Origin of the sequence: Salipiger sp. PrR007 (assembly GCF_010499845.1) — a bacterium.
Lineage (GTDB): Bacteria > Pseudomonadota > Alphaproteobacteria > Rhodobacterales > Rhodobacteraceae > Salipiger > Salipiger pacificus_A.
Genome location: NZ_JAAGOZ010000011.1, coordinates 104,691 through 121,321, shown reverse-complemented (window position 1 = coordinate 121,321; position 16,631 = coordinate 104,691). Strand labels below are relative to the sequence as shown.

15 protein-coding genes are annotated in these 16,631 nt (G+C 69.2%); 9 read left to right on the top strand and 6 right to left on the bottom strand.

Translation table 11 applies throughout. The annotated features are described in order from the left end of the window. Positions 1-6 precede the first annotated feature (6 nt). The 6 genes from G0Q01_RS03760 (at position 7) to G0Q01_RS03735 (ending at position 6,937) form a co-directional block, all read left to right on the top strand. A complete protein-coding gene (locus G0Q01_RS03760; protein WP_164190479.1) occupies positions 7-1,386 on the top strand; it encodes an aldehyde dehydrogenase family protein in 1,380 nt (459 codons plus the stop codon). Then, positions 1,383-2,528 carry an iron-containing alcohol dehydrogenase gene (locus tag G0Q01_RS03755; RefSeq protein ID WP_164190477.1) on the top strand — a complete coding sequence of 382 codons (1,146 nt, stop codon included), beginning with the start codon at positions 1,383-1,385 and terminating at the stop codon, positions 2,526-2,528. Before G0Q01_RS03760 ends, G0Q01_RS03755 begins: the two co-directional genes overlap by 4 nt. Positions 2,529-2,679: 151 nt before the next feature. Then, on the top strand, positions 2,680-3,204 hold the full coding sequence (locus G0Q01_RS03750) for a DinB family protein (RefSeq protein ID WP_108964838.1): 525 nt from the start codon (positions 2,680-2,682) through the stop codon (positions 3,202-3,204). Positions 3,205-3,276: 72 nt separating this feature from the next. Next, positions 3,277-4,518 (top strand): FAD-binding oxidoreductase, encoded by a 1,242-nt coding sequence (locus tag G0Q01_RS03745; RefSeq protein WP_164190537.1) that lies wholly within the window; start codon positions 3,277-3,279, stop codon positions 4,516-4,518. Positions 4,519-4,530: 12 nt separating this feature from the next. Further along, positions 4,531-5,544, top strand: coding sequence for a hypothetical protein (locus G0Q01_RS03740; protein ID WP_203594885.1), 1,014 nt, complete (start codon positions 4,531-4,533; stop codon positions 5,542-5,544). After that, positions 5,522-6,937, top strand: coding sequence for an FAD-binding oxidoreductase (locus G0Q01_RS03735; protein WP_164190474.1), 1,416 nt, complete (start codon positions 5,522-5,524; stop codon positions 6,935-6,937). The genes G0Q01_RS03740 and G0Q01_RS03735 overlap by 23 nt, the downstream gene beginning before the upstream one ends. A gap of 48 nt (positions 6,938-6,985) precedes the next feature. Here the strand turns inward: G0Q01_RS03735 and G0Q01_RS03730 are convergent, their stop codons facing one another. From G0Q01_RS03730 to truA, 6 genes are all read right to left on the bottom strand, one after another. Next, positions 6,986-7,315, bottom strand: coding sequence for a GYD domain-containing protein (locus G0Q01_RS03730; protein ID WP_164190472.1), 330 nt, complete (start codon positions 7,313-7,315; stop codon positions 6,986-6,988). A 135-nt stretch (positions 7,316-7,450) separates the two neighbouring features. Next, complete coding sequence (locus G0Q01_RS03725; protein WP_164190469.1) at positions 7,451-7,873, bottom strand: hypothetical protein; 423 nt, start codon at positions 7,871-7,873, stop codon at positions 7,451-7,453. Between the two features lie 221 nt (positions 7,874-8,094). Continuing rightward, positions 8,095-9,495: an NADP-dependent phosphogluconate dehydrogenase gene (gene gndA / locus G0Q01_RS03720; RefSeq protein ID WP_164190467.1), complete on the bottom strand. Its 1,401-nt coding sequence runs from the start codon at positions 9,493-9,495 to the stop codon at positions 8,095-8,097. A 230-nt stretch (positions 9,496-9,725) separates the two neighbouring features. Further along, on the bottom strand, positions 9,726-10,652 hold the full coding sequence (gene argF / locus G0Q01_RS03715) for an ornithine carbamoyltransferase (RefSeq protein WP_108964833.1): 927 nt from the start codon (positions 10,650-10,652) through the stop codon (positions 9,726-9,728). Positions 10,653-10,756: 104 nt separating this feature from the next. Beyond that, a complete protein-coding gene (locus G0Q01_RS03710; protein ID WP_164190465.1) occupies positions 10,757-11,947 on the bottom strand; it encodes an aspartate aminotransferase family protein in 1,191 nt (396 codons plus the stop codon). 205 nt (positions 11,948-12,152) lie between these two features. Continuing rightward, positions 12,153-12,923, bottom strand: a complete 771-nt coding sequence (gene truA, locus G0Q01_RS03705) for a tRNA pseudouridine(38-40) synthase TruA (protein ID WP_164190462.1) — start codon at positions 12,921-12,923, stop codon at positions 12,153-12,155. 199 nt (positions 12,924-13,122) lie between these two features. Between truA and G0Q01_RS03700 the strand changes: the two genes are divergently transcribed. From G0Q01_RS03700 to G0Q01_RS03690, 3 genes are read left to right on the top strand one after another with little or no spacing between them, the layout of a single operon-like run. After that, the gene (locus tag G0Q01_RS03700) at positions 13,123-14,550 is read left to right on the top strand and encodes a YcjX family protein (RefSeq protein WP_164190460.1); all 1,428 of its coding nucleotides are present in this window, start codon (positions 13,123-13,125) and stop codon (positions 14,548-14,550) included. Then, complete coding sequence (locus G0Q01_RS03695; RefSeq protein WP_164190458.1) at positions 14,547-15,017, top strand: GNAT family N-acetyltransferase; 471 nt, start codon at positions 14,547-14,549, stop codon at positions 15,015-15,017. The genes G0Q01_RS03700 and G0Q01_RS03695 overlap by 4 nt, the downstream gene beginning before the upstream one ends. After that, on the top strand, positions 15,014-16,048 hold the full coding sequence (locus G0Q01_RS03690) for a YcjF family protein (RefSeq protein WP_164190455.1): 1,035 nt from the start codon (positions 15,014-15,016) through the stop codon (positions 16,046-16,048). Before G0Q01_RS03695 ends, G0Q01_RS03690 begins: the two co-directional genes overlap by 4 nt. The last annotated feature ends 583 nt before the right edge of the window (positions 16,049-16,631 follow it).

Sequence of the window (16,631 nt, the reverse complement as noted above, 5' to 3'; positions counted from 1 at the left end):
GCTTCCATGACAACCCTGAAGAATATCTCTCCCATCGACGGCTCGGTTTTTGCAACGCGCGAGACCCTGACCCTCGACATGGCCCGCGACGCCGCGAATTCGGCACGCATCGCGCAAGCGGAATGGGCTGCCCGTCCGCTCGCCGAGCGCATCGAGCTGGTGATGAAGGGCGTCGCCGAGATCGGCGCGCAGAACGACCAGATTGTCCCTGAGCTGGCGCAGATGATGGGCCGCCCGGTCCGCTACGGTGGCGAGTTCGGCGGTTTCAACGAGCGCGCTTCCTACATGGCCGAGATCGCCGAGGGCGCGCTCGCGGACATCGAGGTCGGCGAGGACGCGACCTTCAAGCGCTACATCAAGCGCGTGCCGCATGGCGTGGTCTTCGTGGTCTCGCCGTGGAACTACCCCTATATGACCGCGATCAACACCGTGGCCCCGGCGCTCATCGCGGGCAACACCGTGGTTCTGAAGGGCGCCACGCAAACGCTGCTCGTGGGCGAGCGGCTGGCCAATGCCTTCCACAAGGCCGGCGTGCCCGAGGCGGTCTTCCAGAACCTGTATCTCGACCATGACACCACCTCGGCCCTGATCGCCGAGGGCATCTTCAACTTCGTCAACTTCACCGGCTCGGTCGGCGGCGGCAAGGCCATCGAACGCGCCGCGGCGGGCACCTTCACCGGACTCGGGCTCGAGCTCGGCGGCAAGGATCCGGGCTACGTGATGGAAGATGCGGATGTGGATGCCGCTGTCGACACGCTGATTGACGGCGCCATGTTCAACTCCGGCCAGTGCTGCTGCGGGATCGAGCGCATCTACGTCCACGAGAGCCTCTTCGACACCTTCGTCGAGAAGGCCGTGGCGGTGGTGAAGGGCTACAAGCTCGGCAACCCGCTGGATGAGGCGACCACCATCGGACCGATGGCCAACGTCCGCTTTGCCGAGGAAGTCCGCGCGCAGATCAAAGAGGCGCTCGAGATGGGGGCCAAGGCCCATATAGACACCTTCCCCGAGGATGACGGCGCCGCCTATCTGACGCCGCAGATCCTGACGAACGTCAGCCACGATATGCGCGTCATGCGCGACGAGAGCTTCGGCCCGGTGGTCGGCATCATGAAGGTGAAGGACGACGCCGAGGCCATCGCGCTGATGAACGACAGCCCCTTTGGCCTGACCGCGTCGCTCTGGACGCAGGACGTGGAGCGCGCGCAGACGGTCGGCGATGCCATCGAGACCGGCACCGTCTTCATGAACCGCGCCGACTATCTCGATCCGGGGCTCTGCTGGACCGGCTGCAAGCAGACCGGTCGCGGCGGCGGCCTGTCGGTCATCGGCTACCACAACCTCACCCGCCCCAAGTCCTACCATCTCAAGAAGGTGACGAAATGAGCCTGACCGCCAACTGGTCCTACCCCACCGCCATCAAGTTCGGCGCGGGCCGCATCGCGGAACTGCCCGCCGCCTGCGCGCAGGCCGGCATCACCAAACCGCTGCTGGTCACCGACCGCGGCCTTGCCGCGCTGCCGGTCACCGAGAGCACCATCGCGGTGCTGGAAAAGGCGGGCATCGACTGCGGTCTGTTCTCGGACGTCGATCCCAATCCCAACGAGCGCAACCTTGCCGCAGGCGTGGCGGCCTATAACGCCGGCGGTTACGACGGCGTCATCGCCTTCGGCGGCGGTTCCGGCCTCGATCTGGGCAAATGCGTGGCCTTCATGGCCGGGCAGTCGCGGCCCGTCTGGGACTTCGAGGATATCGGCGACTGGTGGACCCGCGCCGATGCCGACGCCATCGCCCCCATCGTCGCCGTGCCGACCACCGCGGGCACTGGCTCCGAGGTCGGCCGCGCCGGCGTGCTCACCAACTCCGAGACCCACGAGAAGAAGATCATCTTCCATCCCAAGATGCTCCCTGCCGTGGTGATCTGCGATCCGGAGCTGACCGTCGGCATGCCCAAGGCGATCACCGCCGGAACCGGGCTTGACGCCTTTGCCCATTGCGTCGAGGCCTTCTCCTCGCCGCACTACCATCCGATGTCGCAGGGCATCGCGCTCGAAGGCATGCGGCTGGTGATCGAGTACCTGCCCCGCGCCTATGCCGACGGCAGCGACATCGAGGCGCGCGCCCAGATGATGAGCGCCGCCGCCATGGGCGCCACCGCCTTCCAGAAGGGTCTCGGCGCGATCCACGCGATGAGCCACCCCATCGGCGCGGTCTTCGGCACCCACCACGGCACCACCAACGCGGTCTGCATGCCCGCGGTGCTGAAATTCAACGCGGACGCCATCCGCGAGCGCTTTGACAAGGCGGCGGGCTATCTCGGCATCGAGGGCGGCTTCGACGGCTTCTGCGCCTTCGTGGATGAGTTCAACGACAGCCTCGGCGTGCCCAAGGGGCTGACCGCGCTCGGCGTGACCGAGGCGGCGATCCCCGAGCTGGTCAAGGGCGCGATCAAGGATCCGTCCTGCGGCGGCAACCCCGTCGAGCTGACCGAGAAAAACCTCGAGGCGCTGTTCCGCGACGCGATGTGAGCCACCTGGACTGAGACTTCCGGGCCGGGGCGAAAGCCCCGGCCCTTGTCGTTTGCGCGGGGCGGGTGAAGGCGCCGGGCCGACCCGCATGATCATTTTGCCGCCCACCTCTGTTGCGCTAAGCTCCTCTCAGGCACCCGGAGGATCCGCCATGCATGCGCCCACGCCCTTCACCCTGATGGCCCGCAACAACGCCTGGGCGAACGAGACGCTCTACACCGTGCTCGCGGCGCTCACCGAGGAGGAGTTCACCGACCCCCGCCCCGGCTTCTTCCCCTCGCTCAGCCTGACGATGAACCACATCCTTCTGGTCGACCTCTATTACATCGACGCCTTGGAGCGCGGCGGGCTTGGGCTCTCGCTTTGGAACCGCCCGCAGATCGACGACCCGGCAAAGCTCGCCGAAGAGCAGGCAAAGACCGACCTGCGCCTGCTCGCCCTCTGCGAGGCGCTGACCCCCGAGACGCTGAGGGAAAGCCGCCTCACCCAGCGCCGCTCCGGTCCGGTGCACGAGACGGTCCAGCCGCTGCTGCTGCACCTTTTCCAGCATCAGATCCACCACCGCGGACAGGCCCATGTGCAGTTGCAGGACGCCGGTTACGCCCCGCCGCAGCTCGACGATTTCTACCTCGAACATGGCCGCGTTGCCTCGGCGGCGGCCTGGTTCCCGCACTAGTCCCACGCGCCCCCTTGCACATGCTCCCCCGACGTCGCCTTATGGCGCCGACGCACGAACGGGGTACGGATGATGACGAAGACGGTGGCGGTGATCGGCGCGGGCATCGTGGGTGTGAGCACGGCGATCGAGTTGCGCCGCGCCGGGCACGAGGTGGTGCTGATCGACCGCGAAGGCCCGGCCTCGGGCACCAGCCACGGCAATGGCGGGGTGCTCGCCGCGGCGGGGGTGCTGCCGGTGACCGGGCCGGGGCTCTGGAAAAAGGCGCCGAAAATGCTGCTCGACCCCGACCAGCCGCTGTTCCTGCGCTGGTCCTACCTGCCCAGGCTGATGCCTTGGCTGATGCGCTACATGTCCCATGCGAACGCCGAGGCCGCCCTGACCCGCGCCCGCGCCATCGCGCCCTTGCTCGGCGACAGCCTCGCGGATCACCTCGCGCTCGCCGGCGGCACCCCGGCAGAGAAATGGCTCATCCCGTCGGATTACGTCTTTGCTTATCCCGACCGCGCGGCCTTCGAGGCCGATGCCTTCGGCTGGAAGACCCGGAGCGATCTCGGCTATGCGCACGAGGTGCTCGAGCACGGCGCTTTCCAGGCCTACGACCCGGCGATGAGCGCCGACTTCACCCTCGGCGTGCGCCAGCCGAACCACGGCCGCATCACCGACCCGGGGCACTACGTGAAGGACCTTGCCGCCCATGCCCAGACCCTCGGCGCGCGGCTGGTGATCGGCGAGGTGCGGGATTTCGTCGAGGAGGGCGGCAGGTTGAGCGGCCTCAGAATCGGCGGCGAGACCCTGCCCTGCGATGCCGCGGTGGTCGCCACCGGCGTCTGGTCCGGCCCGCTGGCAAGGCGCCTTGGCCTCAAAGTGCCGCTGGAGAGCGAGCGCGGCTACCACCTCGAACTCTGGGAGCCTTCGGTCATGCCGAAGTCCCCCGTCATGTTCGCCGCGCAGAAGTTCGTCGCCACCCCGATGGAAGGCCGCCTGCGCCTGGCCGGGATCGTCGAATTCGGCGGGCTCGACGCACCGCCCTCCGCCGCGCCCTTCGACCTGCTGCGCCGCTCCATTCGCAAGGCGATGCCGGGGCTCACCTGGGCGCGCGAGGTGGAATGGATGGGACACCGCCCCTCGATCGCCGACTCGCTGCCTGTGATCGGCGCCGCGCCGGGCCTCGCGGGCGCCTACGTCGGCTTCGGACACGATCACGTCGGCCTCACCGCGGGGCCCAAGACCGGACGGCTGCTGGCGCAACTGGTTGCGGGGCAGAGGCCCAACATGGATCTCGCGCCCTTCGCGCCGGACCGCTTCTCGTAAGACCTGCCCGCGATGCGCCTCCTGCCGTTCCTCGCCCGCCATGCCCGTTGGCTCATGCTCATCGGCCTCGCCTTCGGCATCGCCCTGCCGCAGGCGGCGCAGGTCGTGCGGCCGTGGTTGTCGGAGCTGGTCGCGCTGATGCTCTTCGTCGCGGCGCTGCGCATCGGCCCGCGCGCGGCGCTCGGCGCGGTGCATCACCTGCGCGGCACGCTGGGGGCGCTGCTGGTCTTCCAGCTGCTCTGCCCGCTGGTCCTGATCGCCCTCGCCGCCGCCTTCGGCCTGCTGCAAAGCCCCGCGGCGCTGGCGCTGATCCTGCTCATGGCCGCGGCACCTTTGGCCAGCAGCCCGAACCTGACGCTCATGGTCGGCGGAGCGCCCGGCCCGGCGCTGCGCATGCTGATCCTCGGCATGCTGATCCTGCCCGCCACCACCCTGCCGGTCTTCGCCCTGCTGCCTGCCTTCGGCGGTGCTGCGGGCATTCTCGGCGCCGCGCTGAAGCTGCTGCTGGTCATCCTCGCAGCGACCGGGCTGGCCTTCGCGCTCCGCCCGCGCCTGCTGCCGCGCCCCGGCCCCGCGGCCCTCGCCCAGCTCGACGGCGCCTCGGCGCTGCTGATGACCACCATCGTGCTTGCCCTCACCTCCGAGATCCGCCCCGCCCTGCTGGAGCGCCCGCTCGAGCTGGCAGGCTGGATGGCCCTGGCCTTTGCCGCGAACCTTGGCCCGCAGGCGCTGATCCTCTGGCTACGCGGGCGCGGCGGACGCAGCGGGGGCGGCGAGGCGCTGGACGCGCTGGCGATGATCGCCGGCAACCGCAACATCGGCATCTTCCTCGTCGCCCTGCCGGCGCAGGTGACCGACCCGCTGCTGCTGTTCATCGGCTGCTACCAGGTGCCCATGTTCCTGACCCCGCTGCTGATGACCCCGCTCTACCGCCGCGCCCGCGCCGCAGGGGTTGGCTTTGCCGATCAGGCCGCTATCACCGGCACAGACAACGGAGACCGCAATGCCCCTCAATCCCGCCGATGACGCCTTTGCCGAGACCCTGAGCCGCGCGCTGCCCGAGGGCACGCTGCGCCGTACCGAGCCGCGCTACCTCGAAGAGCCGCGCGGCCGCTGGCTGGGCATCTCGGGCTGGGTGGCGCTGCCGCGCACCGTCGAAGAGGTCTCGGCCATCACCCGCGCCTGCAACGCGGCCCGCGTCGGCCTCTTGCCCTACGGAGGCGGCACCGGGCTCGTCGGCGGGCAGATCGCCCCCGACGGCCCCGCCCCGCTGATCCTCTCGCTCGAGCGCATGACGGCCATACGCGCCACCTACCCCGAGGAGAACGTGCTTGTCGCCGAGGCCGGCGCGGTGCTGGCCGACGTGCAGGCTGCCGCGCTGGAGCGGAACCGCCTTTTCCCGCTCTCGCTCGCCTCCGAGGGCACCGCGCGGATCGGCGGGCTGCTCTCGACAAACGCCGGCGGCGTCAACGTCCTGCGCTACGGCAATGCCCGCGAGCAGGTGCTCGGGTTGGAAGCCGTGCTGCCCGACGGCACGATCTGGCACGGGCTGAAGCGGCTGCGCAAGGACAACACCGGCTACGACCTGCGCGGGCTGCTGCTCGGCGCCGAGGGCACGCTGGGGGTGATCACCGCCGCCGCGCTCAAGCTCTCTCCAGTGCCCGCCGCCACCGGCACCGCGCTGCTCGCCGTCGAAAGCCCCGCCGCCGCGCTCAGCCTGCTGGCGCTGGCCCGCGAACAGCTCGGCGAGATGGTCAGCGCCTTCGAGCTCATCGGGCGCATGGGGTTCGACTTCCTTGCCGAGGCGCTCCCCGAGGTGCGCCAACCCTTCGCCGAAGCACCGGCGTGGTGCGTTCTGGTCGAGCTCGGCCTCGCGCAGGGCATGGACCCGGAGACGGCGCTCGAGGCCCTCTTTACCGCCGGCATGGAGGCAGGCCTCGTCAGTGACGGGCTGGTGGCCCAGTCCGAGGCGCAGGCACAGCAATTCTGGGACATCCGCGAGCGCATCCCCGAGGCCAACCGCCACATCGGCGCCATCGCCAGCCATGACGTCTCGCTGCCGCTGAGCGCCCTGCCCGAATTCATCGAGACCGGGCTGACAAGGCTGGCAGAACTCGGCGAATTCCGGGTCAACTGCTTCGGCCACCTCGGCGACGGGAATCTGCACTACAATGTCTTCCCCCCGAAGGGCCGGAAGAAGCAGGACTACGTCGATGTCCGCGCCGATGTGCAGCGCTGCGTGCACGATCTCGTCCACGAGATGGGCGGTTCGGTCAGCGCCGAGCATGGCATCGGCCGCCTGAAGGTCGACGATCTAGAGCGCTACGCCGACCCGGCCAAGCTGGCCGCCATGCGCGCCATCAAGGCGGCGCTGGACCCTGTGGGGATCATGAACCCGGGCGCGGTGATCCGCAGCTGACGCCCGCGTCCCGTCCGGCGGGGCGGCGCAGCGCCGCCCCGGCCTTGCTCAGGCAGGCGACTTGTAGGCCTGCGCCGCCTTGCCCGCTTTCTTCTGCATCTCCATCAGCTCTTGCGCCGAAAAGGCCCGGACGGTCTGGATGTTGCTCACCATGCCCGAGGCTCCGACCCCGATGAGGCTGGCCAGCAGGTCATGCACGTCGGAGACCTCCGCGATCACCATCCAGTCGGTCGGTCCGGTCGTGGCATAGAAGGACAGCATCTTGCCGCCGCCCGCCTCGACCACCGAGCGCGCGCCCTCTTCGCGGTCGCTGGGATTGGCGATCATGCCCTTGAGGGCCGCCGCCGTGTAGCACCCCGTCACTATGAATGTCGGCATACCGAGTCCTCCCGGGTAGGACTCACGGGTCGTCCTCTGCACAACGCAGGCCGATCCGGCCCGCATCCTCCCGGGTAGAATGATACCACAGTCCAAGCTCGGTGCGGCGACCGGAAGCGTGTCAGCGGACGGGGATCACCCGCAGGTGCGGCTGCCGGTGCGCGCTGCGCGCTCCGAACGGATCATCTCCAGCTCGTTCTCCACCGCGGTGCCGGAATTGACCGCCTCGTCGGCGGTGACATCGGCGCGGGCGTTGCGCTCGCGCAGGACACGTGCGGCGCCCATCGTGTCCCGGGCGTTGCGCAGCACCACGACCCTCTGCAGCTCCGAGGCGCTGGTGCTGCCGCCCATCGCCGCATCAAGCTGGTCGAGCGCGGCGAGCGCCTCGTCGTGACGGCAGGCGATGGCAAGTTCGGTGACTTCTGCGGACATCCCGCCCCCGCCGGTCGGGCCGGAGGTCTGCGGCGGCGCGGAATGGGTGCAGGCGGCGATGAGGAGCGGGCCGAGGGCGATGACCGCCGGAGCGCCGGTCAGCCGGGACAGGATGGGCAAATGCATGGTCTTTTCCTCATGTTAGGTCATCCTGCGGTCCGCGCGGCGCAGCCGCGCCGCGATCCCGCCTTCGCGGATGCTGCGCGGCTTGTCCGACCAATTCAAGGCATCGGTCGCGCCCCACCACAAAACCGGCACGGGACCGTGGCCCGTCTACAGCGGTCAGATAGACCGGAAGGATGGATCGGCCAGACGCGAACCGGAAAACGGCCTGTGCCGGAGCGAGGTCAGTTCCACCAGGGACCGTGGTGCGCCTCCTTGCCATCCACCCGGTCGAAGCCGTGGCGGCCGAAGAAATCCCGCTGCGCCTGGATCAGCGCCGCCGTGCCGCGTGGCTGGCGCAGCGTGTCCCAGAACTCCAGCGCCGAGCCGAGCACCGGCAGCGGATAGCCCGCCGCGATCGCCCCCGAGACCAGCCGCCGCAACGCCGGGATGCCCGCCTCGAGCACCGGCGCAAAGCGCGGCGCGAGGAAGAGTTGCCCTTCGGGCGGAGTCTCGCGGAAGGCGGCAGAGATGTCGTCCAGAAGCCGCGCCCGGATAATGCAGCCGGCGCGCCAGATCTCGGCGATGCGGGCAAAGTCGAGCTGCCATCCGTATTCGGCAGAGGCGGCTGCGAGGATGCGGAAGCCCTGCGCGTATTCGAGGATACGCGCCGCCAACAGCGCCGCCTCCAACTCTTCGAAGTCCGGCGCAAAACTGGCCCGATCAGAGCCGAACGCCGCGCCCGCAACCTCGCGCAGGTCCTTCTCGGCGGACCAGGCCCGCGCCGCGACGGCCCCCTCGATCATTGTCGCCGACTGGCCGAGTTGCACGGCCTCAATGGCGGTCCAGCGGCCGGTGCCCTTCTGCCCCGCCCTGTCGAGGATGGCATCCACCATCGGCCCATGTCCCAGCGGGTCGTCGTAGGAGAGCACTGTGCCGGTGATCTCGAAGAGGTAGCTCTCCAGCGGGCCGTCGTTCCAGCGGGCGAACTGCGCGCCGACCTCTGTTGGCGACAGGCCCGCGCCATGGCGCAGCAGGTCGTAGACCTCGGCGATCATCTGCATGTCGGCATATTCGATGCCGTTGTGCACCGTCTTTACGAAGTGCCCAGCCCCGTCCGGCCCCATGCGGTCGGCGCAGGGGGCACCATCGAACTGCGCGGCGATCTTCGACAGGATCGGCTGCAGCCCGGCCCAGCTCTCCTCGGAGCCGCCGAACATCATCGAGGGCCCATGCCGCGCGCCCTCTTCGCCGCCCGACACGCCGAGGCCGACGAAATGCAGCCCGTGCTCGGCGAGTTGGGCGCTGCGGGCGCGGGTGGCGTGGAAATCGGCATTGCCGGCGTCGATCACCGTGTCGCCTGTCGCGAGCAGCGGGATCACCTGCGCGAGAAATTCATCCATCGGCGCTGTCGAGGGGATCATCGCCAGCAAGAGCCGCGGTCTTGGCAACGCGGCGATCAGCTCTTCCAGCGTGTCTAGAGCGGTCACATGCGCCGCGAAGGGCGCGGCGCGGGTCATGAACTCCGCGATAGGCGCATCGCTGCGGTTCGACACGGCGATGTCGATGCCCTTGTCGGCCATGTTGAGCGCCAGCGCCGCCCCCATCGTGCCCAATCCGTAAATGCCGATCCGCGGGTCTGCCATGCCAGCCTCCTGTGCTTCTGCTGCGGAAGATAGCGATACCAGAGCCCCGGGCAAGCCGCCGATACGGGTCCGCGATGCACATGCACTGTGCGTCCCCCATGCTTGGGAATAGCGTGTCCCAAGACGCAAGAAACCGGGCGCTGCCGCCCGGCTTCCTCTCTTTCAGAATACGCCGGGCGAGACTGGCCTCAGGCGAGCGGGGGCAGAGCCCCCTCCCCGTGCCCGACGCATCACGCGCCGAGACACCAGCGCATGATCGCCTTCTGCGCGTGCAGACGGTTCTCCGCCTCGTCCCAGATCACCGACTGCGGTCCGTCCATCACCTCCGAGGTGACTTCCTCGCCGCGGTGCGCCGGCAGGCAGTGCATGAAGAGCGCGTCCTTGCCCGCGGCCTCCATCAGCTTCTCGTTCACCTGGTAGGGGCGCAGCATGTTGTGGCGCCGCTCCTTGGCGCTCTGTGCGTCATGCATCGACACCCAGGTGTCGGCCACGATCAGGTCGGCGCCCTCGACCGCCTTGAAGGGGTCGCGCTCGATGGTGATGCTGGCGCCCTCGTTGCGCGCCAGCCCGACGAACTCCATCTCGGGATCGAGCTGCACCGGGCCGGTGAAGGTCAGGTCGAAGCCGAAGCGCCCGGCGGCATGCAGGAAGGACGAGCAGACGTTGTTGCCGTCGCCGCACCAGACAACTTTCTTCCCCTTGATCGGGCCGCGGTGCTCCTCGAAGGTGAGGATGTCGGCCATGATCTGACAGGGGTGGGTGCGGTCCGTGAGACCGTTGATCACCGGCACCGTCGCAAACTCGGCCATCTCGGTCAGCACTGCCTCGTCGAAGGTGCGGATCATGATCATGTCGACAAAGCGCGACAGCACCCGGGCGGTGTCGGCGATGGTCTCGCCATGGCCGAGCTGCATGTCGTTGCCCGAGAGCACCATGGTCTGCCCGCCCAGCTGGCGCACACCGACGTCGAAGGAGACGCGGGTTCGGGTCGAGGGCTTCTCGAAGATCAGCGCCACCATGCGCCCGTCGAGCGGGGTCTCGTCATCGGCCATGGCCTTGGGGCGGCCGTTGCGGCTGTCCTTGATTGCCTTGGCGCTGTCGATGATCCCCCGCAGGTCCGCCGGGTCGGTTTTGTGAATGTCGAGAAAATGGTTCATCTGTCGGGTCTTTTTGTTGGGCCGGGGTTGGGGGCGCTGCCCCCGTCCGCGCGGCGCGCGAACTCCCCCGGGATATCTTGGCCTAGAAGAAACTCAGGCAGTCCTCAGGCGGTCACCTGGGCGGCAACCTCCAGAGCGGTGGCGGTGGCGTCGAGACGGTCTACGGCCTCGGCGATCTCTTCCTCGGTGATGGTGAGCGCCGGCAGAAGGCGCACGACATTGTCCGCGGCGGGCACGGTGATCACCAGCTTGTCGTAGCCGGCCTTGACGAAGTCCGCCGGGGCGACCTTGGTCTTGAGGCCGATCATCAACCCCTGGCCGCGGACCTCCTCGAAGATCTGCGGATGCGCCGCGACGAGGCCCTCAAGCTTCTGGTTCAGCAGGCCGGCCTTGCGGCCCACCTCATCGAGGAATCCGCCCTCGGTCAGCACGTCCATCACCGCGCCGCCGACGGCGCAGCCCAGCGGGTTGCCGCCATAGGTCGAGCCATGGGTGCCGACGGTCATGCCAGAAGCGGCCTCTTCGGTGGCCAGCACCGCGCCGAGCGGGAAGCCGCCGCCGATGCCCTTGGCGACCATCATGATATCGGGCGTGATACCGGCGAACTCATGGGCGAAGAGACGCCCGGTCCGGCCCATGCCGCATTGCACCTCGTCGAGGATCAGCAGGATGTCCTTGTCGTCGCAGAGCTTGCGCAGCGCCTTCAGCTGATCGTCGGGCAGCGGGCGAATGCCGCCCTCGCCCTGGATCGGCTCGATGAGGATGGCGCCGGTCTGCGCGTCGATGGCCGCCTCCAGCGCGTCCATGTCGCCAAAGGGCAGATGCTTGAAGCCGGGCAGGATCGGCCCGAACCCCTTGACCATCTTCTCGGAGCCCGCCGCCGCGATGCCCGCCGAAGACCGGCCGTGGAACGAGCCGGTGAAGGCGATGATGTCGGTCTTCTCGGGCTGCCCCTTTTCGTACCAGTACTTGCGCGCCATCTTCACCGCGAGCTCGCAGCTCTCGGTGCCGGAGTTGGTGAAGAACACCGTGTCCGCGAAAGTGGCGGCCACGAGCTTGTCGGCCAGCGCCTGCTGTTGCGGGATCTCGTAGAGGTTCGACACGTGCCAGAGCTTGCCCGCCTGCTCGGTCAAGGCCGCCACCAGCGCGGGGTGGGCATGGCCGAGCGCGTTCACCGCGATGCCGCTGCCGAGATCGAGAAAGCGTCGTCCGTCCTCCTCGATCAGCCAGCAGCCTTCGCCCTTCACGAAGTGAAGCGGCGCGCGCGAATAGGTCGGCAGGACGGAGGGGATCATAGGGGCTTCCTCTGCAATGAGGCCCGATTGGTGCCAAGGGCCCGGGGCCAAGTCAAGTTTTCAAGGGAGTGTCTGACGGACAAACGACGGCACGCGCCCGTATTGGGCACGGAAGGGAGAGCTCAGGCTCGTCGGATTCGGATCGCTTGCGTCATGCGCAGGCTCTTGCCGGGTTTCCCCGCGTAAATCAAGCGCCTTGCGCGGATCAGCCCGCAAACGGGTCGTCCGGGTAGCCGACCCCCATCAGGTAGAGCCCATCCGGCGGGCAGACCGGCCCGCAGGCGGCGCGGTCGGCGGCCCCGAGCGCGTCCCTAACGTCGGAAGGTGCCCAGCTGCCCGCGCCGACCCGCTCCAGCGTGCCAACGATCGAGCGCACCTGGTTGTGCAGGAAGCTCCGGGCGCGCAGGTGGAAATGGAACTCGCTGCCTGCGCCGGTCTCGACCTGCTCGATCCGGCACTCGTCCAGCGTTTTCACTGGCGAGGCGGCCTGGCACATGGTCGACCGGAAGGTGGTGAAATCGTGCAGACCGATGAGATGCGCCGCGCCCTCGCGCATCGCCTCGAGCGACAGTTTGTTCATCACTCGCCAGACCTGCCCCGTTTCCAGCGTCGCGGGCGCGCGGCGCACAAGCACCCGGAAGAGGTAACGCCGCTCCGTTGCCGAGAAGCGCGCGTGCCAGTCGTCCGCGACGGCGGCGCAGGCGCGGATCGCCACGGGCGCGGGCTTGAGGTGGAAGTTCAGCGCCTCACCAAGGCGGAACGGATCCCAGTCCTTTTGCATGTCGCAATGCGCCACCTGCCCGCGGGCGTGCACGCCCGCGTCGGTGCGCCCGGCGGCGGCTATGGTGTGCTCGCGGCTCTCGAGTTTCGCCAGCGCAGCCTCGATCGCCCCCTGCACCGAGGGCTGATCCGCCTGACGCTGCCAGCCCGCGAAGGGCCCGCCGTCATATTCCACCAAAAGCGCGTATCTGGGCATGGGCAGCCCCTTAGCGCGCCGCCGCGCGCCCATCAATCCCCGCCGCGACCCGGCGCATTCTTCTTGGTCCAAATATCCCGGGATGGAGTCGCCGCAGGCAGAGAGGGGCAGTGCCCTGCCCGCAACCCGGCCCCGAGGCACTGGCATCCCGCCCCCCGCGCCTCTATCTCTAGGGAAACGCAGAACGAGGGACGCCGCCTTGGTCATCGGAACCATCGCCGACACGCTCACCCGCGGGGTCGGCAACGTCACCGACACGCTGTCGGAAACCTTCTTCGAGCCGGTCGTGCGCATCGGCGTGACCGGGCTGTCGCGCGCCGGCAAGACGGTGTTCATCACCTCGCTGGTCGCCAACCTGCTCGACCGCGGGCGGATGCCGCAGCTCGCCGCCGAGGCGGAATCGCGCATCCTCACCGCCTACCTTCAGCCGCAGCCCGACGACACCGTGGCGCGCTTCGACTACGAGAGCCACCTCTCTGCTCTGACCGCGCGGGCACCGCGCTGGCCCGACAGCACCCGCGCGGTCTCGGAGCTGCGGCTCTCGCTCAAGGTGCGCCCGACAGGGCTTCTCGCCGGGCTGCAGGGGCCGCGGACGATCCATCTCGACATCGTCGACTACCCGGGCGAGTGGCTGCTCGATCTCGGCCTGCTGGAGCAGAGCTTCGAGCAGTGGACCGAGGAGACCCTCAAGCGCCTTCCGCAGCGCCCCGGCTCCGAGCCCTTCCTGGAGCTGCTCGGCGAGGTCGATCCCAACGAGGAGTTCTCCGAACCCAAGGCCAAGGCGCTCGCCGAGGCCTTCACCTCGGCGCTGCACGTGGCGCGCGAGGCGGGGTTTTCCGACTGCACGCCGGGGCGCTTCCTGCTGCCCGGCGAGAGGGCCGGCAGCCCGGCGCTGACCTTCGCGCCGATGCCGAAGCCGGACAGCCCCGCACGCCGGGGCCTCTGGCGCGAGATGGAGCGGCGCTTCGAGGCCTACAAGGCCCAGATCGTGAAGCCCTTCTTCCGCGATCATTTCTCGCGCATCGACCGGCAGATCGTGCTGGTGGATGCGCTTGGCGCGATCCATGCCGGCCCGCCGGCGCTGGACGACCTGCGGCGCACCATGGCGGGGATCCTCAAGGCCTTCCGCCCCGGCTCCAACGCCTGGCTGACGCAGCTCCTGCGCGGGCGGCGGGTCGAGAAAATCCTCTTTGCGGCGACCAAGGCCGACCACCTGCACCACAGCCAGCACCCGCGGCTGACCGCCATCATGGAAGCGCTGACCCGCGAGGCGCGCGACCGCGCACGCTTTGCCGGGGCCGAGACCGCGGCCATGTCCATCGCCGCGCTGCGCGCCACCGTCGAGCAGACCTTGCCGCACAATGGCAGCGAGCTCGACTGCGTGCGCGGCACGCTTCTCAGCCCCGACGGCACACGCGGGCGGCAGGCCGCCTTCTACCCCGGTGCGCTGCCCGAGGATCCGGCGCATCTGCTGACCCCGGCGCGCGAGGGGGCGACCGGCTGGCTCGACGCCGATTACGAGATCATGCGCTTCGCCCCTGCCCCGCTGACGCTGAAACCCGGCGAGGGCCCGCCGCACATCCGCCTCGACCGGGCGGCGCAATTCCTCGTGGGGGACAGGCTGTGAGCCCTCTGCTGCGCCCCGCCCGCCCCACCGACGCCGGCAGCCTCGGCGCGATGATCACCGATGCGGTTGCCGCGCATGAATGGAAGCCCGCGCTGCACAGCGGCGCCGAGGATATCGCCCACGCCGGCACGATGATCGAGCGCGGCTGGGTCACCGTGGCCGAAACCCGCGGCGGCGCGTTGCTGGGCTTCCTCGCGCGAGAAGGCTCTTACGTGCACGCACTTTTCGTCACGCCCGACGCCCAGGGTCACGGCATCGGGCGGACACTCCTGCACGACGCCCAGCGCGCCGCGCAGCGGCTGGAACTCTGGACCTTCCTTGCCAACGACCGCGCCCAGCGCTTCTACGAGCGCGCGGGCTTTGCCGTGACCCGGCGTGGCGACGGCTCGGCCAACGAGGAAGGCCTGCCCGATCTTTTCTACGTCTGGGAGGCGCCCGCCACCCGCAGCATGGAGGCCCGCGGATGAGCGATCTCCCGCCCGAAGGCCCGCGCAAGCAAGGCCCGATCCTTTTCGACCTCGACGAGCAACAGCCGCCTCTGAGCCCCTCCGAAGCACCGCCGGTGCCCGAGCCGGATTTGCCCGGCCCGCAGGGACAGGCGATGACCACCGCCGCGGCGCTGGCCGCGCGGCAGCCGTCCAAGCTGGCGCGTTGGTTCTGGGCGCTCGCGGGCACGCTGGTTTCTGCGCTGATCTCCATCGCTGCCTGGCGCTTTGCCATGGACCTCATCGCCTCGGTGCCGCTGCTTGGGCTCGCGGTCTCGGTCCTGATGGGGCTGGTGGTGCTGGTCGGACTGGCAATCGTGGTCAAGGAGCTTGCCGCCATGTCGCGGCTGGCCAAGGTCGATGCGCTGCACCGGGCCGCCGATGCGGCGTTGGCTTCCGATGACCTCAAGGCCGCGCGCAAGGTGGTCGACCAGCTCTCGAACCTCTACGCCGGGCGCGAGGACACGCGCTGGGGGCGCGAGCGGCTGAAGGAGCGGGGTGCCGAGGTTTTCGATGCCTCGGGGCTGATCGGGCTTGCCGAAAACGAGCTGCTGGCGCCGCTCGACGCCGCCGCACGGCGCGAGGTTGAGGCCTCGGCCCGGCAGGTGGCGACGGTGACCGCGCTGGTGCCGCTGGCGCTGGCCGACGTGGTTGCGGCGCTTTCCTCCAACCTGCGGATGATCCGCCGCATTGCCGAAATCTACGGCGGGCGCTCGGGCACCTTGGGCAGCTGGCGTCTGACGCGGGCAGTCATGTCGCATCTGGTCGCCACGGGTGCCGTGGCGGTTGGGGACGACATGCTCGAGCCGGTGCTCGGCGGCGGCCTCCTCGGCAAGCTCTCGCGCCGCTTCGGCGAAGGGCTGGTGAATGGCGCGCTGACCGCCCGTGTGGGCGTGGCCGCGATCGAGGTCTGCCGCCCCCTGCCCTTCACCCGCCGCAACCGCCCCTCGGTCCGCGAGATCATCCGCACCGCGCTGGCAGGCTTCGTGATCAAGGAGAGCGGCAAGGGGTGAGCCCGGCGCGCCCACATTGATGCGATCCGGGGCCGCTATTCTCGGCCCTGCGTTGGCTCGCAGTTGGGGCGCGATGCTTCTGGAAGTGTGGGGGCGGCCAGTGCCGTGTAAGGAGATATATGTCGGCACTGGCCTGAGGGATGCCCCGGTACGAGAGGCATCACTTGGGAGGACGTCCTCGCCCGGACCATCCGTGAGTGGTGGCGGGCCCAGCTCTTGGGCGAGGAGCACAACAGGACGCAGGCTCTAATAGGCCTGCGCTACCGGGGGTGCAGCGGCTTCGGTCCCTCCGCTCCACCCAGAGGCGGAGCCAGCGGCCCCGCGTCCCGAGGTGGCGGGGGACTCACCCACCCCACCAACCCTCAGGGTTCCAACCCCGACCAGCAGGCCGAGGAACATGAGAACCGCGATCAGCAGACCCCCGGTGAGCGTACCGGTGTTCTCTGTGTGGCGCGGGTCCGCCAAGGTCAGTCCTGGCTCGGACCTCAGGGTCGAGCCGAATGAGCCACCACGGGGATTGCCACCGGGCAGCCCGGGGTCACGATAGGCCATAACGCCTCCACGGGTTCGGTTGCGGCCGCCG